Origin of the sequence: Shewanella sp. BJSY2023SW007 (assembly GCF_047314525.1) — a bacterium.
Classification (GTDB): domain Bacteria; phylum Pseudomonadota; class Gammaproteobacteria; order Enterobacterales; family Shewanellaceae; genus Shewanella; species Shewanella chilikensis.
The window spans coordinates 27374-50199 of sequence record NZ_JBKORL010000089.1 but is presented as its reverse complement, the minus strand read 5'-3'; the positions used below and the strand labels follow the sequence as shown (position 1 = coordinate 50199).

The window sequence follows — 22826 nt, the reverse complement described above, 5'->3', positions numbered from 1 at the left end:
ACCACTAAAACGCGATTGTCCCGACACATGCCCCAAAACACGCCGCAAACCCTTAAGGGTCGTATTCTTACCCGTCATCTGGCTCAGAGAAATGAGGGATTATGCCTGCAATACTATCTGGCCACCGAGCAGGGGCCTGTGTTGGTTGAGGTGCCGGAGCAGGAACAGGTTTGCTTTGCCAAAGAGAAGGATGCGGCGGTTTTATGCCAGAGTTTAAGCCAGGTACGGGCCCAGCCGTTGGCGCTGAGAAACTTCGCCAAAGAGAAGGTTGCGGCGCTTTACAGTCGCAGTCGGCAACAGATGCGGTTACTGCAAAAGCAGGCCCAGGATCAGGGAATGCCCTTATATGAAGCCGATCTTAAACCCCAGCAGCGTTTCTTGATTGAACGCTTTATTGCGCTCGATGCCGAGTTTTACGGTTATTTCAGCGAGGAAAGCGGCGCGCTGCAACGGTTTGTTGCCAGCCGCGCCAGGAAAGCCTCGCTCAACAATATAGAACTGGCTGTTATTTCCCTCGATCTTGAATGCAGCATGCAGGGCGAGCTCTATTCCGCCGGACTCTACGGTCGTGACCGCGATGGAGCGCTGTTTCAGCGGGTGTACATGATAGGTCAAGCCCAGGGCGGGCCTGACTATATCCACTGGGTCAGGGATGAAGCAGCTCTGTTGCAGGCTTTGATTGACTGGTTCAGTCTCTGGGATCCGGACATCATAATAGGTTGGTCGGTTGTCAATTTTGACCTGGCACTGCTGAGCCGACGCTACGTCCATCATGGCATAGAAGCACGGCTTGGGCGGGGAGGCGTGCCCATGTCCTGGTTGGTAGAAGGCAAGTATCGGCCGGAAACCCTCTCCTTGCCCGGAAGAGTGGTGCTGGACGGTATAGACTGGCTCAAGGCCGCCTTCTATCAGTTTGAGCGCTATTCGCTCGAGTTCGTCTCCCGCGCACTCTTGAGTGAAGGCAAGGCGATAGATAAAGTTGAAGATCGCGGCCAGGAGATAAACCAGCTCTTTCAAGAGGATAAATTGGCATTGGCCCACTACAATCTGACCGATTGCCGTCTGGTACTGGATATTTTCGATAAAACCGATTTATTGAATTTTGCCTTGGCCCGGGCGCAACTGACCGGGTTGGAGTTTGGTCGGGTAGGGGCTTCGGTGGCGGCGTTCAATCATCTCTACCTGCCACACTTGCACCGGGCCGGATTTGTGGCGCCAGCAGCACCGGCCAGTGACGGCCTGGAGAGTCCCGGCGGCTATGTGATGGACTCCATTCCGGGCCTTTACCGGGACATTCTGGTGCTGGACTTCAAGAGTCTATATCCTTCGATCATCCGTACTTTTTTAATCGACCCCATGGGGCTGGTGTTGGGTATGGGTGAACCCGAAGCCGAGACGGTACCCGGTTTTCTCGGTGCAAGATTCAGCCGTAAACAACCTATATTGCCAACGCTTATTGCCAAGTTGGCCCAAGAGCGGGAAAGTGCCAAGGCCCAAGCCAATGCGCCCCTGTCTCAGGCAATCAAGATCATCATGAATTCGCTTTATGGGGTACTGGGCTCTCGGGGCTGTGTGTTCCACGATGCCCGATTGGCAAGCTCAATTACCATGCGCGGTCATGAAATCATGCAGCAGACCAAACGTTGGATTGAGGATGAAGGCATGAGTGTCATCTATGGCGACACAGATTCGACATTTGTTTGGCTGGGACAGCAGCATGACATTACAGATCCGCAAGCCTTCGGCAGGGCGTTGGCTGCCAGGGTAACCGCCAAGTGGCAACAACATTTGGCGGATAATTTTCAGCTGCAGAGTCATCTGGAACTCGAGTTTGAGCGCCATTATGAACAGTTTCTGATGCCCACCCTCAGAGATTCGAAAGAAGGCTCCAAAAAGCGCTATGTCGGTGCCAGCCGCAATAGCCAAGGTCAGTTGGATATCATCTTCAAAGGCATGGAGCAGGTTCGCAGTGACTGGAGCCCTTTGGCCAGACGGATTCAATACGAGTTGTACCGGCGTATGTTCAATCATTTGGATGTGGTGGGCTTTCTGGCCACAGAAATAGAAGCGCTCAAACGCGGTGACTATGATAATGAGCTTATTTTCTCCAAGCGACTAAGGCGTAAATTGGATGCCTATCAGGCCAAGGCATCACCCCATGTCAAGGCGGCCAGACAACTGTTGGAGCACACCGGCGATTTGAGTTATGGCCGTTTGGGCACCCGGATTAATTATCTGGTAACAATCAATGGCCCCGAAGCAGTTTCCCTCAGACGTTCAGCCATTGATTATGACTACTATATTGAAAGGCAAATCAAGCCGATAGCCGATCCAATACTTTCCATAATGAAAGAAAGTTTTACCTCAATCAGCACTGGACAGCTGAGTTTAATCTGACACTAAAGTTGTTTCAAAAAGTTAACAAAGTTAATGTGTGGTTTTATTTCTGGATTTTTACGACCTTTATGGTTTTTTTTAAGGCAAAAGTAATAAAAAATGTGATTTTTATCTTTGCCGCTTTACGGAGCTTTTGCTAATCTTCGCTCCCCTTGGAAGGAAATAAAACAACGGAATGGGGTAGGCAGGCTGAAAACACTTAAGGTTACAACAAATGAACAAGACTCTCATCGCATCCGTCCTGGCAGGACTCTTAGCCGTTCCATCGGTACAAGCCATTGAAATCTATAAAGATCAAAAAAATGCAGTCTCAATCGGTGGTTTCGTTGATGTCCGAGTAATCAATACTCAGGGTGAAACGGAAGTCGTCAATGGTGCTTCCAGGATTAATTTTGGTTTTAGTCGTGAGTTAACCCACGGTTGGAACACATTTGCCAAATTGGAATGGGGCGTGAACCCTGTTGGCAGCAGCGATATTGTTTATAACAATCGCTTCGAATCAGTCCAGGATGAGTTCTTCTACAACCGTCTGGGCTACGCAGGCATTAGCCACGATAAATATGGCACTATCACTATTGGTAAACAATGGGGTGCCTGGTACGACGTGGTATACAACACTAACTACGGTTTTGTGTGGGATGGTAATGCTGCTGGTGTTTACACTTTCAACAAAGACGATGGCGCGGTAAACGGTGTTGGTCGTGGTGATAAAGTTGTTCAATACCGTAACAGCATCGGTGATGTGAGCTTTGCGGTTCAGGCACAATTAAAAAACAGTAGCTTCTATACATGCGACATCGAAAACATCACTGAGAGTGCCTGTGAAGCAGAATGGAATGCAAGTAAGAAAGAAGCGCAACAGGTTACTTACGATTACACCTATGGTGCGTCTTTGACCTACAAGGCCACAGATAAATTCAGCTTAATGGCGGGTATAAACCGAGGTGAGTTTGATGTGGTCTATGGTACTGGTGAGCACAAAACCGCTGTTGATTTAATCTATGGTGTGGGCGCTACTTGGGGTGATTTTGACAAGAATGGATTATATGTTGCCGCAAATGCTCACAAAGAAGAAAATCATGATACTGATAACATCGGACGCTTGATTAAAGATGCCTATGGTGTTGAAACCTTAGTTTCTTACAAGTTTGATAATGGTCTACGTTCTTTTGTGTCTTATAACATTCTGGATGCAGGGAAAGACTATGTTATTCAACCAAACTTTAATGCCGATCCTAACGATGTGTTCAAGCGTCAGTTTGTGGTTGTAGGTTTACACTTTGTTTGGGATCTGAATACGGTTCTTTATGTTGAAGCACGTAAAGACTACAGCGACTTTACCAGCGCCGATAAAGCGCAAGAAGCTAGAATGTCATTATCTGAAGATGATGGTATCGCTATCGGTATTCGTTACACCCTTTGATTGTTAATAGAGTTGTTTAAAAAAGCGCCGAAAGGCGCTTTTTTTATTGGGGAAAAAAGTGTTCGTACGTCTTACCAGAAAGAGATATGTAACGCGTTTGTTACGATTGAGAGGGGTGAGATGGTTTTTATAAAACTCTATTAATTCATGGTGTTAATGTTTTCAGCTCTGGTTGAAGTGGGCAATCTTGGTGTAAGAGCCACTAGATTCATGCTAAATGAAATAATCTCATCTCTCTTTTGTTGTTAATTTTATATGCAATATTAACGTTTCAAATGTTGATAAAATGTTTGTTATGTGATTTTATTTGCGTGAAATTGTTGCGGGTAAACTCGTGTCTACCAGCAAACAACTAAAGGATCCGGACAAAGCATTTGGATCCGTTACCAAGACACAAGATGTCGAAAGGGAGATAAGTATGTATAAGAATAATTCGTTAACCAACGCAGTGCGTCTGGCATTGGTTGGTGGTGTTGCAGCGACTGCTTTTAGCGCTCCAACCGTTTTGGCGGCCGAAGAAGGTGCTGACAATGTAGAGCGTATTCAGGTTACAGGCTCTCGTATCAAGCGCACCGATATGGAAACTGCAAGCCCTGTCAGTGTGATCGATGCTTCATCTATCATAGCGTCAGGTGCAGTGAATATTGACGACGTTCTGCAAAAAATGACCTCTGCCGGTGGTGCCATGACCAACGCCGGTATCAACAACGGCTCAGGCGGTAACTCGCGTATCAACCTGCGTGGTCTGGGTGACAACCGTACTTTGGTTCTGGTGAATGGTCGCCGTATGATTGCATCCGGTACCGGTGCTGCTTCTTCTGTTGACCTTAACACCATTCCGGTATCCATGATCCAGCGTGTCGAAGTACTGAAAGATGGCGCTTCTGCCATTTATGGTACCGATGCGATTGCCGGTGTGGTTAACATCATTCTGAAAAGAGATTTCGACGGTTTTGAAATCAACGTTCAAACTGGTCTTTCAGGTGAAGGTGACGCTGACGAGTCCAGCATCGACATGACATTGGGTAACACCTTCGAGAAAGGTAATGTCGTTGTTAATGCTCAATACACCAAGCGCGGTGATGCCAGCCAGGCTGACCGTGATTTTTCAAAGTGTCCTATTGCAGAAACAGGTCCAAAAGGGGAACGTAGCCTGTACTGCGGTGGTAGTAGCTATTCTCAAGGCGGTCACATCTGGGGTGACAACAACTTTGGTATCGTGGGCACCGGACCCGAAGGCGCTTATGCCATAGGTGACAAGGGCTACTATGGTGAGTACGTCGATAACGGCGAAGGCAAGCCTAAGTTCCAATACTTTGATGGTATGTCTGAAGCGGACCTGAGTGGCTTGGGTGGAACTTATCATGAGTTCAGCGATGCCGACAGATACAACTATGCCAAAGACAGCTATCTGTCGACGCCAATGGAGCGTTTGAACCTGTCCATGGCGGGTACTTATGAACTGACCGAATCGATTCGTTTCTTCACCGAAGCCATGTACTCCAAGCGTTGGTCCAATCAGCAAATGGCGCCTCAGCCAATCTGGAACAACTCTGCTTGGGTTTACAATCCTAAGTCAGCCGGTGGCTGGATGACCGATGAGCTGCTGCCTTGGGTGCAACCCGGTGAAGCACTGGCTTATGGTCGTCGTATGGTTGAGTCCGGTACCCGTGACTTTGACCAAGTAGTAGACACCATACGTATCGTTGTTGGCTTGGAAGGTGAGTTTGAAAACGGCTGGACCTGGGATGCTTCTTACAACAAAGGTAAGAACGACTCAACCGATACTTTAGCTAACCTGCACAACTTGGGTTCCATCAATGCTGCAGTTCTTGAAGGCACTTTCGATCCTTTCCTGCAATCATCATGGGAAGGTGAGAGCATCAAGCCATACATCTATACCGAAGTGAACAGCGGTGGCAGCGAGTTGGATATCATTGCGGCGACTCTGTCCGGCGATTTGTTTGAATTGCCTGCCGGTATAATGGGTTTTGCCGCGGGTTACGAGCATCGTAAAGAGGCTGCTCACTATACTCCGGATTCTCTGACTTCTCAGGGCTTGGCAAACGATCCTCGCGTTGAGCCAACCTCCGGTGATTTCAGCGTTAATGAATTTTACGCAGAATTGGCGATTCCACTGCTGAGCGAATTGCCTTTGGCGCAGCAAGTGGATCTGAGCGCCGCTATGCGTTACTTCGATTACAGCACTTTCGGTGATGATACTACCTGGAAATTGGGTCTGACCTGGCGTGTCTATGATGACCTGATGATCCGCGGTGGTATGTCCACTGCCTTCCGTGCGCCAACTGTATACGAACTGTATGGTGGTAAGTCACCATCATTCGAGCAGATTGTTCACCCTGCTACTGATCAGGATCAGGCTGAAGTGACTGTTGGTGGTAACGAAATGCTGACTCCTGAAGAAGCTGATATCACTACTTTGGGTCTGGTGTATTCACCAAGCTTTGTAGAAGGTCTGTCTCTGACCGTCGATTACTATGACATCGAGATTTCCAACACTATTACTTCAGTTGACAACAACTATATTGCCAACCAGTGTCTGGATGCAGGTGGGAACAAGATCAACACAGGCACTGCGCTGTGTCAGTCTTCCAATATTGAGCTCGACAATAGCGGTCGTATCAAGTTCGACAACGGTCTGCAGAACATAGGTGCTACCAATACCTCAGGTTACGACATCAACGTTGCCTACGTATTCGATGCCTTTGGATTGGACTGGAAGGCCGGCTGGGACAGCTCTATCCTGAGTGAGTATGAAGAGTTTGACCCGGATGGTAATGCGGTTGACTATCGTGGCTATATCACAGGTGGCGTGGGTGCTTATGCCAAGTTCAAGAGCAACCTGAACATTACCGCTGCCGGTGATGATTGGACTGTCACTTATGAAGCTCGCTACATCGACGGTATGGACTCGTTTGCTTGTAAGAAAAATGATGGCAGCTGCTACGCGCCTTCAGTAGACAGCGTGGTTTACCATGACCTGTCAGGTTCTTACGATATCACAGACCGCATCCGTGTATCCGGCGGTGTTAACAACCTGTTTGACAAAGAGCCTCCGTACTACACTGGTAACAACGACTCGAATACCGACCCTTATACTTATGATATGTTGGGCCGCTACTTCTTCGTTCGTGCCAGCATGAAGTTCTAATGACAAACTTCATCTTTGGATGAATTAAGTCAGCTTCAATGAATGAAACCCCGGGATACCTTCCGGGGTTTTTACTTTTTAAACTCTATATAAGTAAGACATAGTCGCAAATTGACAAAACACTATTGCGTAACAACTGCAATCGAACCTGGCTGCCAATTGATTTCATGGCAAGAGAGCAGGGGAGATGGTTTTGTGGTTAAACCGCTTTCCCAAGGACAGTAATCGCTTGGAAAAAGTGGATTACCATCGGTCTGTCGAATTGAATTCTTTCAAGATTGATAAAACATATCGCACCGGCTTATGCTTTTTAATTATATATAAATCATAAGGTTAAATATTAGCTTATGCTGTTTTTACCGCTATTCATCGCCTAAGAAGGTGGCTGACAATTGATCACTAAATGTAAAAAAAAGCCATTGATGATTAATCACACAGTTAGCCTTAGTTTCCAGCGTTTTCGCCTCATTTCAAATGTTGACACAGGTCAACATTTTGTGAAATGATGCCAGCGGGTCTATGCCTTCAGGGGCATAGGAAAGGGAAGATAAAAAACTAACAATCACAAGAGAAAGACATACTTGATAGCACCATCTGCCGTTGAAATAGGGATATTCGGGGCACTGTTGCTGAAAAGTTAAACCTTTTTAATCACTTCAAATTGGTTGGGAACTATGTCCAAGGTAAGCAATAGAACAAAAATCGCTTCTGCGCTTGTTGGCGCGCTGGCACTCGCCAGCAGCAACTTAGTCGTTGCAGATCCTCTTACCGACGCGCAAAAAGCCGCGGGTCGTCTGCAGTCAGACGCCGTTGCGTCACAGAAGAAGATCGATAAGTATTTTGACCAGGCTCAAGATATGCTTTTCGAATATTCCGCCGTTGCTGACGAGCGTGAATCTCTCAAAGCCTACAATGATTATCTGGCAGGACTGGTCGCTGATCAGGAAGCCACAATGAAATCCATTCAGGACGATATCAATGGCGTAGACAAACTGCGTCAAGGTGTTGTTCCTTTGATGTTTAAAATGGTTGATGCCCTGGAGCAGTTCGTGGCTCTGGATCTGCCATTCAAATCTGAAGACCGTGCACAGCGCGTTAAAAACCTCAAAGACTTGCTTAACACTGCCGAAGTGACTCTGGCTGAAAAGTTCCGTTTGATCCTGGATGCTTACAGCATCGAGCGTGAGTACGGCAGCTTTGTTGACGTTGAAACCGGTAAGCTGAACCTTGATGGTAAAGAAGTGCTGGTTGATTTCTTCCGCTTGGGCCGCGTAGCTCTGTACGCTCAGAGCCTGGACCAGAAGACTGCCTGGATGTACAACTCTGAAACCAAGGGTTGGGATAAGCTGGATGACAGCTATCTGCGTGACATCACCAAGGGTATTCGTATCGCCCGTAAACAAGGGGCTCTGGATCTGTTCGCACTACCAATTCCAGCTGCGGAGGCTGCACAATAATGAAAAAGCTAATCACTACCGCCGTCGTTGCTGCCAGTTTCTCACTGTCTGCCGGTATGGCCAGTGCCGCAGAGGCGCCTAAGACGATTGATCAACTGCTGCAGCAAGTTAAAGTTGAACGTGCCGCTCAAGGCAAAATTAATGCTAAGCGTGAACAAGAGTTCCAAGCCGAGCGTGGCGACAAGGCTGCCCTGCTGAAGCGTGAAAAAGATGCGCTGGCTGCTGAAACTCAACGCGGTAAAGACCTGAACCAGGCCTTCCTCGACAACGAGCGTAAAATTGCTCAACTCGAAGAAGATCTGAAAACCGCTCAGGGTGACTTGGGTGAAATGTTTGGTGTGGTTAAAGGCGAAGCAGGCGATTTCGCCGGTAAGCTGATCAACTCCAACGTCAGTGCCCAGTATCCAGGACGTGACAAGTTCGTTCAGGACCTGGGTGCCCGTAAGCAACTACCTAAGATTGAAGAACTGGAGCGCTTCTGGGAAGAGCAACTTTTCGAAATGGCCGAATCTGGCAAAGTGGTTAAGTTTGAAGGTTCAGTAACTGACATTGATGGTAACGTGAACAACACCACCATCTATCGTGTCGGTGCCTTTAACCTGTTGGCTGATAATAAGTATGTGGTTCTGAATCACGAGCTGGGTCTGATCCAGGAGCTGTCTCAGCAGCCGGAAGGTTATCAGGTTAAGCCTATCGCTGACTTCGAAAAAGCCACTTCAGGTACAGCCAAGCTGTATGTAGACCCTGCCCGCGGTACTCTGCTGAATATCTTCACTCAGAAGGCCAGCTTCCAAGATCGTATTGAGGCCGGTGGTACCATTGGTTACATCATCATTGCCTTGCTGGCTCTGGGTCTGCTGATCTCGCTGGAGCGTCTGGTTACTCTGACTGTTATCGGTGCTCGCGTTAAGTCTCAGGCCAAGAATGTTGCCAATCCAGGTAACAACGCTCTGGGCCGTGTACTGAAAGTGTACCAAGAGAATAAAGATGTTGACGTTGAGACTCTGGAGTTGAAACTGGATGAAGCCATCCTGAAAGAAACGCCAGCGCTGGAAACACGTATCTCTATCATCAAAGTATTGGCGGCTATCGCTCCTATGATGGGTCTGCTGGGTACCGTAACCGGTATGATTGCAACCTTCCAGAGCATCCAGCTGTTCGGTACTGGCGATCCAAAACTGATGGCCGGTGGTATCTCTATGGCACTGGTAACTACAGTACAGGGTCTGATTGCGGCTCTGCCACTGATGCTGTGTCATGCTATCGTTGTGGCTCGCAGTAAATCTATTGTTCAAATCCTTGAAGAGCAAAGTGCCGGTATTATTGCTGAACACGCAGAGAAGAGGGCTGACTAATGATGCTATACCTGATGGACATTTGGGATTCCGTCAGGGGCTTCATGGCCTCCGGAGGCGATGTCCTCTGGCTTGTAGCGGCGGTGCTGTTTCTCATGTGGGTATTGATGCTTGAAAGATTCTGGTATCTGAACTGGGTATCACCTAAGAATCATAAAGAGATCATTACTGCATGGAATGCCAGGGAGGAAACCACCTCCTGGTATGCACACCGTATCCGTGAAGCTTGGGTATCCCAAGCGAAGCAAGATATGAATGCACGTATGCTGATCATCAAAACATTGGTAGCCATCTGTCCTATGATAGGTCTGCTGGGTACTGTGACAGGTATGATTTCAGTGTTCGATGTTATGGCAGTTCAGGGGACGAGTAATGCTCGTCTGATGGCAGCTGGTATTTCTATGGCCACTATGCCGACTATGGCTGGTATGGTCGCGGCATTGTCCGGGGTGTTCTTCAGCACTCGTTTGGACGCCAAGATGAAAATCAGCTTGGAAAAGCTGAAAGACAGCCTGCCACACCACTAGAGAGAGATTGAACATGGCACGTAAGAAGCATTCCAGTGTAGAAGAGGAAGCACAGATCGATATGACCCCGATGCTCGACATCGTGTTCATCATGCTGATCTTCTTCATTGTGACCACCTCGTTTGTGAAGCCATCCGGTTTGGACTACAACAAACCCAAGGCGTCCACAGCGACTTCAAAACCTTCGGCGAACATCTTTATCGGCGTCAGTAAAACAGGCGTGATTATGATGGAAAACCGTCAGGTTGATATTGAACGAGTAACTGCTAACGTAGAACGTATGTTGGCAGAGGCGCCAGAAGCCGCCGTTCTGATCCAGGCAGACAAAGAAGCCCAACACGGCTTGGTTGTTAAAGTACTGGATCAGGTGAAGGCTGCTGGTATTGATAAGGTCTCGGTATCTGCGGGGAACGACTGATATGTTAAGAGCACTAGTATCTATCATTATTGGTGCTGCTGTGACTTTTGGTCTGTTCTGGTTTATGGCATTCCTGGTCGGAGGTGGCGCGCAACGTGGCGACACCTCAACCGAAACGCCAGTTATCGAGATCACAATGGACAAGCAGGATTCGAAGGCACAGAAGAAACCAAGGGTGACACCTAAGCCACCCCCACCACCAGAGCAGCCACCGAAGCCAGCGGAAACGCCACCGGATAGCTCTTCTGATATTGATACCAATATGGCATTCAATATGGGTGGAGTAGAAGCAGGCGGTCCAAGCACAGGCTTTAAGCTGGGCAACATGATGACCCGCGACGGTGATGCAACACCTATCGTGCGGATTGAACCTCAGTATCCCATTGCTGCGGCGCGTGACGGTAAAGAAGGTTGGGTACAACTGCGCTTTACCATCAACGAACTCGGTGGTGTTGATGATGTTGAAGTTATCCAGGCGGAACCAAGAAGGATCTTTGATCGTGAAGCGGTTCGTGCACTGAAGAAGTGGAAGTACAAGCCGAAGATTGTTGACGGTAAGCCGATGAAGCAACCCGGTATGACAGTTCAGCTGGACTTCACCCTGAATCAAGGAGACAGATAAGATGCAAAAAGTGAATAAGCTTGCTGCAGCCATGCTGTTGACTTTGTCAGGCAGTGCAGTGCTGATGGCGCCAATCGCCCAGGCCGCTGAGAAATGTCCTATTGACCAACGTCAGGCCAAGGCTGTGGGTCAAACTGCTGCCAAAAAGGTGCAGAGATCCTTTGAAGCCTATCAGGACGGTAATCTGGACGAAGCAATCGCCGTATTGCTTGAAGCCAACGCCCGTAATGACTTCGACAAGGCTTATATCGCCCGTATGCTGGGTAACTTCTACGCTGAAAAAGGTCAGATGGGCACTTCCATCAAGTACCTGAAGCAGGCAGTAGAGGCAGATATCCTCGGTGGAACCGACCACAGTGCAACTCTGAAGTTGTATGCGGATCTACTGCTGCAGGAGAAGAAGTTTAAAGAAGCTATCACCTACTATAACAAGTGGATGGATTTCTCCTGTAAGCAAGATCCTGTGGTCTACCGTCGTATCGGTATTGCCTATACTGAACTGAAAGACTATCCAAATGTGCTGAAAACAGCGGATAAAGGTTTGTCACTGGCGGAAAAGCCTGATAAGAACCTTTACCAGCTTAAGTTCCAGGCTTACTTCAACCTCAAGCAGTACAAGAAAGCGGTTGGTGTTCTGGAAACTATGGTGCCCCTGTTTCAGGACGATAAGCGTCTTTGGGTTCAGTTGGCTCAGCTCTATCTGCTGACCGAGGACTTCGACAAGGCTACAGTGACATACGATTTGGCCTATCAGAACGGTTTCCTGGAAACTGCTGATAACATCACTCGTTTGTCGCAACTGTTGGCGTCCAAAGGTTCGGCTTATCGCGGCGCAGTGATTTTCGAGAAGCACATGAAGCAAGGGCTTATCGAAAAAAGTGAGAAAAACCTGTCTATGTTGGCCGGTTTCTTCCACAACGCCAAGGAGTTGAAGAAGGCCGCGGCTTATTATGGTCAAGCAGCAGCTGCCGGTAACGATGGCAAGCTGTACCTGAAACAAGGTCGTTTGCTGGCTTTGGATCAGCAGTTCAAGGAAGCGATTCCAGTACTCAAGCAAGCGCTGGATGCCGGATTGGAAAATCCTGGCGAAGCTCAGTTTGAGCTGGCTCTGGCCTACCTGAACCTGAAAGACTATAAGTCGGCATACCGCCGTGCTGAATTGGCCTCAAAAGACTCCAAGACAGCACGTAGCGCCACCAGCTATCTGTCATACATAAAAGAGAAAGCGCGGATCCATAACGTTTCACTCTAATGCTATGCCAGCTAAATAAAGCCCCGTATGGGGCTTTATTTTTTTTTGGTTCATCGCTGATCTCCTGCGAACGCCACTCTGACTTTCAAACGCCACTCTGACTTTCCCAAAAGAGGTATGCGGTATCCCGCTAGCCATAGTCTATTCGCTTCAGCAGCTTGTTTTTGTTATTCAAACCTTCCAATTGATACCTGGTACAGCTCAAACAAGGGGATGAGTAATTGGCTGTCAGCATTGGGTCAAGGTTTCTGTTTGGTTAACCTAAAACGATAGTGCTTAAGTTGTTTTTTGAGAGCTTGCTGGCTCATAACCCGTCTGTTTATCAGTCAGCTTGCGGTTGTTTTGAGTAGGCTCAAGAGGTCAGGTTAGCCATACTTTGATCGACAAGTTTGCTTGAGACCGGCATTGCCAATGAGCCCTGTCATACTTGGCAATAATATCAAGCCGAGCATAGCTCTTTTGAGATAAGGCATCAGGTGCGCTAGCTGGAAGGCAGCGCTCATATTTATGATTGCGACTTCAAAGCTTTGACAAAGGTTCGACAGAAAAACGGCTGGAGTCGTTAGTATTTGTTACTTGGTAACGAATCAATGACTTAACAGCCGTTTGCATTTCCAGGTGCGTACGGATCTATGATTTACTTTTTATACGCAAGCTTGACTTCAGCTTCAGTTGGAGCAGTTGGCCGCTGGTAAACGTTTAATCCATTCGCTTATCAGCGCGACTCCTTCCTCGTGGCTGAGGCTACGGCCAATTTCGGGCATTCTGTCGCCCGGCTCATTGCTCTGCATCCGGAAATGCATGATGGACTCGGCCGGATTACCCGGTACCACATCATAGCCCAGAGTGCCGCCGCCATAGGCTACAGGCGATTTACAGGTGCCGTGGCTGAAGCCGTTGTCTTCATCATAGCTGCGCTGGTATTCCAGTTTCAGCCCGGTATTGGAGGCATTACCTTCGGGTCTGTGGCAGTGGGCGCAGTTGATATCCAGGTAGCCCTTGGCAGTTTGCATCAGCTCGCTGTCACTGAGTTGAGTCAAAGTGGCTTCATCACCATCCACATAGGCTGGTACCTTGTCGACGCTGGTAAGGGTTGGCAGGCCGCTGAGAATACCCGCGCTTTGCCAATGAAGCAGTTGGTTGGCGCTGCCATCCTGGTAGGGGTAGTCACGGTTCAGATGGCGGGCCTTGGGACCAATCGGCATAAACACCGCCTGACTGGCGCTGTCGGCCTTGAACTGATGACACTGCTTGCACTGATTCATTGACGGGACAACATAGTCAAAGTTCAGGGTTTGCCCCTTGTGCACCACGCTCTTGCCTTGAATGGCACCGGCCTTGGCCAAAGTGGCATCTGTTTGCTCGGCATTCCAGACATAGGGCAGGGCGGTCCAGCCCGACTCTCTGTGGATCAACAACCGGGTTTCAATCATAGTTTCATTGTCCACGCCTCTGGTTGCGGTATCGGTGGGCAGGGCAAATGTTTTCACCAGTACTGTGCCTACCGGGAAGTCAAAGGCCTCATTGCTGCTGTAGTTGGCTTGTTTCCCCTCCGGCACAAACACATAGCGATACTTACTGGCATAGTCGGTAAACAGCGGCGTGTTGAGTTTGTAAGGGATCCCGCCACTGTTTGGCATGGCCGCCGGCATAGAGGCGTCGGCAAACAGGCGGTACTGTGCCAGGCTGCTGCAATTGGCACCCGTCAGAGCATCCCAGTTCACACCAGAGCCTTGAGCACTGCACAGCGACAGGTCGCCATCGCCTTCAAGGCCGCCTTCACCTTCTCCTATAGTACCGCCACCGCCGACCAGAACGCCGCCGTCACAACCTTCGGTATTATCATCCACGCCGCAGCCGAAGATCTGTTCGCCGAAAGTGACGGTATGCACAGGTAGGCTGACCAAAGAGCATTGCAACAGTTGCTGCTGCTTGGCTTCATACATGACATCGGGAATGCTGACATCGGTATTGCTGTTGCCGTAGAGCTGCCCAATGCTGACATCTCCATTGTTGCTGGCACAGACATTTTCACTGCCGTCAGGGTTGAAGGGGAGTTCACCAAAGCCGAGATAGGCGCCGGTACCATTGTTGGCGAGCAGTTCACCCAGGCCATCGTAGAGGATCCCCGGGAAGCGGCCATGGCTGTAGATGTAGGCCTTGATGATATCCTCGATAAGATAGCCGTTGGGCTTGGTGGCAAAACCACTTATCTGGTTGTCATGGATATAGATGTTGCGCGGTGTGGCGCGCCAGCCATCTTCAATGGCCTGACCCGGCTGGGCATAGCTGGCGGCAAAGGCAGAGACATCCGGCTCGGCGATAAAGAAGCTGGAGACTGTGACCGCCAGGGTATCGTGGTTGCTGATCTGGTTGTTGAACACTTCCACATCGTTGGTGGAGAGTATGATCACCCCGGTGCCGGGAGGAACAATATGCACTCCGGCCGGGTTGGCAGAGGCGTTGGCGAAGTTGTGGGTATTGTTGTCATAAACCTTGTTGTTGAATACCCGTACGCTGGAGCCGTACTTGTGGTTGCCAATGGGAAGGTCGAATACCAGAATACCACCGGTATTGCCCATGGCCTCATTGTCATAGACATCGGCAAAGCGCGAGTTTTCCACTTCGATACCGGCGACGTTTTCCTTGGCGATATTGCGCCTGACGACTATGTATTCAGACTGGCCCACATAGATACCGGCATCGGCGCTGCCGCGGACATAGCTGTCTTCAATCAAAATATTCTCGCATTCCACCGGGTAAAGGCCGTAGGCGCCATTGCCTTGATCCAGCTCACCTTCCCACACGGCGGAGACATTGCGCAGTATGATGCCATTGGTATTTTTCAGCTTGATGCCGTTGTTTTTGGCTTCATAGACCGATAGATCCTTGATGGTGATATTGAGGGCGTTTTGCACAAAAATACCGTCACCGGCGTTGGCATTGGCAAAGTCGAGAATGGTTTCATCGCGGCCATAGCCCATGACAGTGACATTGCTGGCATAGCTGCCGTCACCGTCGACATCGCCGTCAAACAACAAGGTGGCATCTATCTCAAATCGGCCCTTTGGCAACACGATTACAGCGCCACTCTGGGCGTTGATCAGAGCTTCCTGAATTCGGGTTGTCAAATTGTCTCCGGCTTCAACCATGATGGCGCCTTCGGGGAAGGGGCTGGTTAGCGGCGGTGGCGTCACGACCGGCGGTTCAGTGGTTTGAGACGTATTGTCGTCATCCGAGCAGGCAATGAGTCCCAGGGTTAACCCGGCTGCCAGCAACGCCAAAGTCAGGGGGTTTTTCTTGTTGAACATAATCTCTCCTGATTATTGTTATTATTCGGTTAACAAGATCCCGGTTGATTTCCCGACTGACAATGTGAAATCCGGCCAAATTAGCGTCAAATAATGCAAGTAACGACAGATAACAGATTGAAGCATTATCGCCATATATAAACACTATTTTAACAACTATTTGTTTTTCATCATTTATTCTGGATTTAGTTCGCCGGCAGTGATAAAACCTCATGCGTCAGAATCAAAAGGAGTTGGCATGAGTAAGGATGAACAAGAATACAGCCTTTCCGGTGATCCCATTTTCAGATACACGGATGGTGAAAAGGAGTGGCAATCGCCTATGGGGGAAGAGTGTATCGTCCAGATAAGCGAACATATTGAGCGCCATATTGGTGAAGTCACCTGGGTCTTTCATGAAGTTATCTCGGATACTGTGCATATTGATGTGCATTATGTGGCACCGACAGACGAGCGACCTTTCCATACTCTGGTGACTTCCGGCATGAGTGACTTGCCTATGAGTACCCCCGAAGAGGCGGATATTCCCAGGTTTATGGAGCTGATGATCACCTTGCCGGCGTACTGGCAGATAAGTCAGGAAGCCTTCAGCGATGAAAAGTGGTACTGGCCTGTAAGACAGCTTAAGTTTTTGGCGCGCTTTCCGCATAAATACGACAGCTGGCTGGGCTGGGGACACACAATACCCAATGGTGATCCTGCCGAACCCTTTGCCGAAAATACCCGTCAAAATGGCATGATAGTTCTGCCGTCGCTGCTACTTGATGACGCTTTCCACACCTTGGAGATTGACCGGGACAAGTGCATCAATTTTTATAGCCTGGTGCCGCTTTATGAAGAAGAGATGATGTTGAAACTGGAGCAGGGCAGCGATGCCTTGTTGGAGCTGTTCGACAAGTATCAGGTGAGCGATCTGGTGGATGTGGCCAGAATCAATGTGGTCACGGGGCGGAAATAGCCGAGCCCAGGGGACTCATTCATAGCACACCTATAATAACAAGGTAAAAGCCGGGCTGAGCTGCATTGTCAAAACTAGCCCGGCTTTTTTGAGTCTTAACGCTTGTAACTGATGTGCTGATGGAATCTTAACACCAGTTCATGGCGCTCCGGATCCAAACCTATGGCTTCGGCAAAGTCTTTCAAAGCCGCTTCCACCTGGTTCATATAGCGGCCATAACCAGGCTCTGTATAATCCTCTTTACCGGCGACCAGCAAAAAGTGCACCGATTCCACCAAGTTACCTCCATCCCAATGGCTGACAAACTGAGTGTCGGTTGCCGCAGGATCAAAGCCTATCATCTGGGCTTCGGCAGTGCTTTCCACCTTCTCGAACTTACTGTTGCGAACCAAAGGCATCAAGCCATTAGCTACCATGGCGGTGCGGTGCAATTGCTTGCCGGCCGCCGCGCTGCGGAACTTGTCCTCAAGGAACTGGTACAGAGGGCTGAAGTCCTCGGTATGCTCCTCTTCCAGTACGCTCTGTTTTAGGCGGCGGCTCAACGGCAGACTGACGGTGACATAGGCCAATGAGCTGTGATCTTCCGGCAGTTTGCACCTGCGTGACTTGTAGCGCTGATAGATATCTCTTAGTTTGTAGCCATAGGTTTTTTTCTCACCCTTGGCACGGGCGAAGAGATCGTAGGCCATGTGCTGGTGATCGCGGACTTTGACCTTTAACTCCTGCTCCGGTAGGTTGTCCAATACCCCATTCAATACGGCGTTGACCCGGTTGTGGAAGTTGGCGGCGTTAGCGCGAATATCCTTACCTGTAGCCAAAAACAGCAGTCTTAACTTGCGGGCCTTGTAGTCCGGCTGGAAGAAAAGATTCTGGGCTTCATGGTAGGCCGGGTTGTAAAAGAACAGGATCTGTTCGGCAGTTTGGAAGCAGTAGGCCTCGGTGTGAAAACGCACCACAGGCAGTTTGTCATTGGCGATCACATGAATGTTGTGCAGATCTTCCTTTTCTGCCAACTGGAATACCAACTTGCTGATCTCGCGGTAGCAGTTTTCGTAACTGGCATAGTGACTGAGCAGCGCATCTGTCATCAGTATTTCAGCCATGATGTACTGGCTGGTACGGGTGGCCAGGGGAATATAGACTTTTTGCAGGGACATATGCTTTCCTTGTTTCATGTTATCACGCTGGTATGGGCATACTAGCCGGGTTGCACTGCACTCTCATTGCGACAAAACAACTTTCAATCCGATCGGCTATAGACTTATCGCGCCCGCCCTAGTGTAATCTATGGTTATGATTTATTAAACATTAATAAACTTTAGCCAACCTTAAGGCAACAAGCTGAATTAAAGGAGTCATTAATCTTGATTACCGAAAGCCCCAGATTAATTTTGAGACAGTTCCGAGATGGTGATCAGCAGGCCTTGTTTGCCATGAACAGTATTCCCGAAGTGCTGAGGTATATCCCTGGTGAGCCATTGAAGGATGTTGAAGAGGCCGGTCAGGTGCTTGAAAAGGTCATTTTTGCCGACTACCGCAAGTATGGCTATGGTCGCTGGGCAGTTGAGCATAAGGCCGATGGCAAGGTGATAGGTTTTTGCGGCCCCAAGTTCCTGCCGGAGTTCGGCAAGGTTGAGTTGGGATACAGGTATCTGCCTGAATACTGGGGCCAGGGACTGGGTTATGAAGCAGCCAGCCATGCATTGCCAGAAATAAAAGCGATTTGCGCCGTGAATGAGTTGATAGCCCTGATCATGGATGGCAACCTGGGCTCGGAAGCGATAGCCCTCAAGTTGGGAATGCTGCCGCTGGAAGAAAGTGAACTGATGGGGCACAAGGTGAGGGTATTCAGGTGCAGCCTTTAGTCGTTTTTAGCTATGTCGTCCTGCGGCTATTATGTCCGGCTGCTATTATGTCCGGCGATAGTCTTATCCGCCTGTTGCCGGCGCAGATGCGTCTGTGGCGGGGGCTTTGATGGCTTCGATTGCCGATTCAACCCAGGGCAGCACAAAGGCGGTGATCTTGGGCTGGGCCTTTTCGTTCGGGTGCAGCCCATCGGCCTGCATCAACTCGGGGAAGGGGGCTATCTCTGTCATAAAGAAGGGCATTAGGGTGACGTTGGGCTGCTTGGCCAGGTCACTATAAACGGCGCTGAAGGCGTTGGCATATCTGGGGCCGTAGTTTGGTGGCACCATGACTTCGGAAAGCAGCACCTTGGCGCCGGATTGACGGGCCAGTGCAATGATTTTTGTAAGATTTTTTTTCAGCTCCGTTGGCAAAAAGCCTCTCAGACCATCATTGCCGCCAAGCTCCACTAATAGCAGCGAGGGTTTTACCGACTCCAGTAATTGAGGCAATCTTCTAAGGCCACCGGCCGTGGTTTCGCCGCTGACAGAGGCATTAACAATGTTATGCTCGGGTAAGGCTTGTCTCAGCCCTTCGACCCAACCCTGTTTCTCGGCCATGCCGTAACTGGCTCCCAGGCTATCCCCCAGGATCAGTATATCAGCGGCCTTGACGGGCAGCGCAGAGAACAAGAATATGACTGGTATCAATGCCAGCGGACGCAAGCATAAGGAAGCAATTTTGAATAACAGTGCCATTAAGGTTTCCCATCTCGTAAAAACTGTCACTACCCAGGAAGGTGACCTGACTATCCTGAGTGGCATCAATTTGGATGTCAAGCCGGGCCAGAGTGTGGCCATTCTTGGGCCATCAGGTTCAGGCAAATCAACCCTGCTGGGCCTGCTGGCGGCATTGGATACCCCCTCGTCCGGTGAGATTTGGCTCGATGGCAGTGCCCTGGCCGGGCTGAATGAAGAGCAGAAGGCTGCGCTGCGTAAGCAGAAAGTCAGCTTTATTTTTCAGTCTTTTATGTTGGTTGATACCCTCAACGCTCTGGAAAATGTCATGCTGCCGGCTGAACTTGCGGGTATCAAGGATGCCAGAGAGCGGGCCAAAGCCATGCTGGAGCGAGTTGGCCTCGGGCACAGGCTCAATCATTACCCGAAACAGCTTTCCGGCGGTGAGCAGCAGCGGGTTGCTATCGCCAGAGCCTTTATCAGCGAACCCAAGGTGCTGTTTGCCGATGAACCCACGGGCAACCTGGATAAACACAACGCCGACAAGGTTGCCGACATGTTGTTTGAGCTCAATCGCGAGAGTTCGACCACCTTGATTCTGGTGACCCACGATATGCAATTGGCCAGTCGCTGTGAGCGCCAGTTAGAGATGCACGAAGGGCGATTGTATGAACAGGGGCAGCAAACCCCGCCGGAAGAGGCCGGTTTGCATGAGGCCAAGACAGAGAGCCAGGTGTCGGCGGCATCGGTAACGGCAGAGGAGGGGCGCTGATGGAATGGACGCTGGCATGGCGCCTGTTTCGCCGCGAACTCAAGCAAGGGCAGTTGGTATTGATTGTGCTGGCCTTGACTCTGGCGGTGTTGTCTGTCACCGGTCTGGCCCGGGTCAGTGACAGATTGCAGCTCGCCATCAATGGCCAGGCGGCCAAGTTTATTGCCGCCGACCGAATCATTAATTCACCCGTCCCCATAGATGCAGGCATACTGCAGCAGGCCAACGCGTTAGGGCTGAAGCAATCGCAGAGTTTGCAGTTCAACTCTATGGTTTACAGCGGTGATGCCTTTCAATTGGTCACTGTCAGGGCGGTTGATAATGCCTATCCGCTCAAGGGCAAAATTGTCTTGCGTCAAGGGGAAACCAGTACCTTGCCGCAGCCAGGTGAACTGTGGTTTGAAATGCGTCTTGGGGGCCTGCTGGGGTATCCCAAGAGTGTTGAGCTGGGTAACGCCCAGATGGCATTGGCCAAGGAGATAGACAGGCTGCCCGATGCCGGTTTCAATCCATTTGCTTCTTCCCCATTGGTGTTGATGCGCCTTGATGATGTGGCGGCAACCGGGGTCATTCAACCCGGCAGCCGGGTGACATATCTTTATCAGTTTGTCGGGAACAACCAGGCGCTGAGCCGTTTTGAAGAATACGCCAAGCCACTGCTGACCAGTAGCCAACGTTGGGTTGATGTACAATCCGGCGATTCGCCGATTGCCGGGGCGGTGCAGCGGGCGGAGCGATTCTTGCTGCTGGCAAGCTTGCTGGGGATAGCCCTTGCCTGTGCCGCCATCGGCATTGCCGCCCAGCGTTATTGCCAGCGTCACTATGATGTTGTTGCCATGCTGAAAACCTTTGGCGCCAGTGCAAGACAAATCCGTTTATTGTTCGGTCTGCATCTGCTGCTGGTGACTTTTCTTGGAGTGATCTTGGGGATCTTCGGTGGCCTGGTGCTGGATTATCTCATCAGCCGAGCCTTACCCGCGGAAATTGCCGCCTATTCTCCGCCTATGCTCAGACCGCTTCTCTTGGGGCTGGCTACAGGGTTTATCAGCGCCTTTATGTTCAGTGCCTATCCGCTGATGCGGCTGCTGGCTATTCCGCCGCTCAGGGTGTTGCAACGCCAGCTTGAAGGAATACGTCTGGGTATGTGGTTGCATCTGCTGCTGAGTTTGGCGGCCATGGGATTACTCGGCTGGCTCTACTCGCGCTCTTTGCCTTTGACCCTGACAGTGGTGGCCAGCGTGGTGTTGCTCGGGGTGCTGCTCAGCCTGATGGGTTTTTTGTTAATCCGCCTGGGGCAGAGTGTTGGCATGCGCACGACCAACCCCTTGTCGCTGGCACTGGCGGGCCTTCGGCGCCGCGCCAGACAAAACGCTGTACAACTGGTGGGCTTTTCCAGCGCCTTGGTGTTATTGCTGACTATAATGGCGTTGCGTCAGGACTTGCTCAGCGAATGGCAGAAGCAGTTGCCTGAGGATGCGCCGAACTATTTCCTGGTTAACATAGCCCCGGATGAAGTAGAGCCGCTGGCGGACTTTATGGCTCAGCGCCAGATTGCTGCCACAGATATCTACCCTGTTATCCGTGGCCGACTTAGCGCTATCAATGGTGAGGAGGTGATTACTGCCGAAGAGCAGGAACAGGGGCAGAGAGGGCGCCTTGGGATTTCAAGGGAACTGAATCTCACCTGGCGAAACACCTTGCCGCCCAACAATGAGATCCTTGACGGCCATTTTAATCGGCAAACCGATGAGGTGTCAGTGGAGTCCGGGGTGGCCGAGCGTTTGGGAATTACTGTTGGAGACAGCCTGAGTTTTGTTATCGATAACCAAACGCTGACTGTCAAGGTGGCCAGTATTCGTTCTGTGCAGTGGGAAACTTTGCAACCCAACTTCTTTATGATTTTCAGTCAGGAAGCCTTGGCGCCATTTGCTTATACCTCAATGGCCAGTTTTCATCTGGATGATGGCCAAAAGGCCGTTGTGCTTGAGATTATCCGCAACTTCCCCACTGTCTCCATCATAGATGTGGGGGCTATGGTGGCTCAGCTCAAAGAGATAGTCGCCCAGGTATCTTTGGCGCTGACGCTGGTATTGGTGCTGGTGGTATTGGCCAGTGCTCTGGTGATGATAGCGCAGACCGAAGCCGGCATGGCCAGTCGCCAACGAGAGCTGGCGGTTTTACGCACCTTTGGTGCGCCGGGAAGCTTGCTTAAGCTTGCCACGGCGTTGGAGTTTGCACTGCTAGGTGCCGTGGCGGGCATTCTGGCGGTCACAGTGGCGGAGTTTGCGCTTTGGCTTTTGAAAACTCAGGTGTTTGAACTCAGAGTCAGCCCTCATTGGCAATGGTGGCTGTTGGCTCCCCTCTGTGGCGCCTTGTTGGTGGCACTGCTTGGCCTGTGGCGTTGTCGCAGTCTGCTGCAAAAGTCCTGTGGTGAGATGTTAAGGCTGGAGTAGCGTCAGGGGATTGGTTGTCAGGCTATTTTTTGTCGAACCATTTTTTTGCCAGACTCGGGTGGCGAACTACTGACCTTTTGCTGTTATTTTGAGCGCTTCTGGGGTAGTATTCCGGCTTTCTTTTGGA

16 protein-coding genes are annotated in these 22826 nt (G+C 50.2%); 13 read left to right on the top strand and 3 right to left on the bottom strand.

Translation table 11 applies throughout. The annotated features are described in order from the left end of the window. Nucleotides 1-27: 27 nt before the first annotated feature. The 9 genes from ACMHXE_RS14775 (at nt 28) to ACMHXE_RS14735 (ending at nt 12623) form a co-directional block, all read left to right on the top strand. The gene (locus ACMHXE_RS14775; protein ID WP_286996625.1) at nt 28-2397 is read left to right on the top strand and encodes a DNA polymerase II; all 2370 of its coding nucleotides are present in this window, start codon (nt 28-30) and stop codon (nt 2395-2397) included. Between the two features lie 214 nt (nt 2398-2611). Further along, a complete protein-coding gene (locus tag ACMHXE_RS14770) occupies nt 2612-3820 on the top strand; it encodes a porin (protein WP_413732682.1) in 1209 nt (402 codons plus the stop codon). 418 nt (nt 3821-4238) lie between these two features. Further along, nucleotides 4239-6992, top strand: a complete 2754-nt coding sequence (locus ACMHXE_RS14765; protein ID WP_101053414.1) for a TonB-dependent receptor — start codon at nt 4239-4241, stop codon at nt 6990-6992. A 674-nt stretch (nt 6993-7666) separates the two neighbouring features. After that, on the top strand, nt 7667-8449 hold the full coding sequence (locus tag ACMHXE_RS14760) for a DUF3450 domain-containing protein (protein ID WP_039035598.1): 783 nt from the start codon (nt 7667-7669) through the stop codon (nt 8447-8449). Then, nucleotides 8449-9804 carry a MotA/TolQ/ExbB proton channel family protein gene (locus ACMHXE_RS14755; protein ID WP_039035599.1) on the top strand — a complete coding sequence of 452 codons (1356 nt, stop codon included), beginning with the start codon at nt 8449-8451 and terminating at the stop codon, nt 9802-9804. Before ACMHXE_RS14760 ends, ACMHXE_RS14755 begins: the two co-directional genes overlap by 1 nt. Continuing rightward, on the top strand, nt 9804-10331 hold the full coding sequence (locus tag ACMHXE_RS14750; RefSeq protein WP_082014355.1) for a MotA/TolQ/ExbB proton channel family protein: 528 nt from the start codon (nt 9804-9806) through the stop codon (nt 10329-10331). The genes ACMHXE_RS14755 and ACMHXE_RS14750 overlap by 1 nt, the downstream gene beginning before the upstream one ends. A gap of 13 nt (nt 10332-10344) precedes the next feature. Beyond that, nucleotides 10345-10749, top strand: coding sequence for an ExbD/TolR family protein (locus tag ACMHXE_RS14745; RefSeq protein ID WP_025011238.1), 405 nt, complete (start codon nt 10345-10347; stop codon nt 10747-10749). A 1-nt stretch (nt 10750) separates the two neighbouring features. Further along, the gene (locus ACMHXE_RS14740; RefSeq protein WP_039035600.1) at nt 10751-11371 is read left to right on the top strand and encodes an energy transducer TonB; all 621 of its coding nucleotides are present in this window, start codon (nt 10751-10753) and stop codon (nt 11369-11371) included. 1 nt (nt 11372) lies between these two features. Next, a complete protein-coding gene (locus tag ACMHXE_RS14735; RefSeq protein ID WP_101053416.1) occupies nt 11373-12623 on the top strand; it encodes a tetratricopeptide repeat protein in 1251 nt (416 codons plus the stop codon). A 668-nt stretch (nt 12624-13291) separates the two neighbouring features. Here ACMHXE_RS14735 and ACMHXE_RS14730 read toward each other — a convergent pair. Further along, nucleotides 13292-15934 carry an SO2930 family diheme c-type cytochrome gene (locus ACMHXE_RS14730; protein ID WP_413732679.1) on the bottom strand — a complete coding sequence of 881 codons (2643 nt, stop codon included), beginning with the start codon at nt 15932-15934 and terminating at the stop codon, nt 13292-13294. 238 nt (nt 15935-16172) lie between these two features. Here ACMHXE_RS14730 and ACMHXE_RS14725 point away from each other — a divergent pair, with 238 nt between their 5' ends. Further along, on the top strand, nt 16173-16892 hold the full coding sequence (locus ACMHXE_RS14725; RefSeq protein WP_286996623.1) for a suppressor of fused domain protein: 720 nt from the start codon (nt 16173-16175) through the stop codon (nt 16890-16892). A 95-nt stretch (nt 16893-16987) separates the two neighbouring features. Here the strand turns inward: ACMHXE_RS14725 and ACMHXE_RS14720 are convergent, their stop codons facing one another. Next, entirely contained in the window at nt 16988-18049 is a 1062-nt protein-coding gene (locus ACMHXE_RS14720; protein ID WP_159353249.1) for a DUF3083 family protein, read from the bottom strand. A gap of 207 nt (nt 18050-18256) precedes the next feature. On the opposite strand from ACMHXE_RS14720, the gene ACMHXE_RS14715 reads away from it, so the two are divergent. Continuing rightward, entirely contained in the window at nt 18257-18757 is a 501-nt protein-coding gene (locus ACMHXE_RS14715; protein ID WP_412486743.1) for a GNAT family N-acetyltransferase, read from the top strand. Between the two features lie 63 nt (nt 18758-18820). On the opposite strand, the gene ACMHXE_RS14710 is transcribed toward ACMHXE_RS14715, so the two are convergent. Continuing rightward, nucleotides 18821-19495, bottom strand: coding sequence for an arylesterase (locus tag ACMHXE_RS14710; RefSeq protein WP_101053466.1), 675 nt, complete (start codon nt 19493-19495; stop codon nt 18821-18823). Here ACMHXE_RS14710 and ACMHXE_RS14705 point away from each other — a divergent pair. Then, entirely contained in the window at nt 19434-20246 is an 813-nt protein-coding gene (locus ACMHXE_RS14705; RefSeq protein ID WP_224866400.1) for an ABC transporter ATP-binding protein, read from the top strand. The two genes, ACMHXE_RS14710 and ACMHXE_RS14705, sit on opposite strands and share 62 nt — an antisense overlap. Continuing rightward, a complete protein-coding gene (locus ACMHXE_RS14700; RefSeq protein WP_413732676.1) occupies nt 20246-22699 on the top strand; it encodes an ABC transporter permease in 2454 nt (817 codons plus the stop codon). The genes ACMHXE_RS14705 and ACMHXE_RS14700 overlap by 1 nt, the downstream gene beginning before the upstream one ends. The last annotated feature ends 127 nt before the right edge of the window (nt 22700-22826 follow it).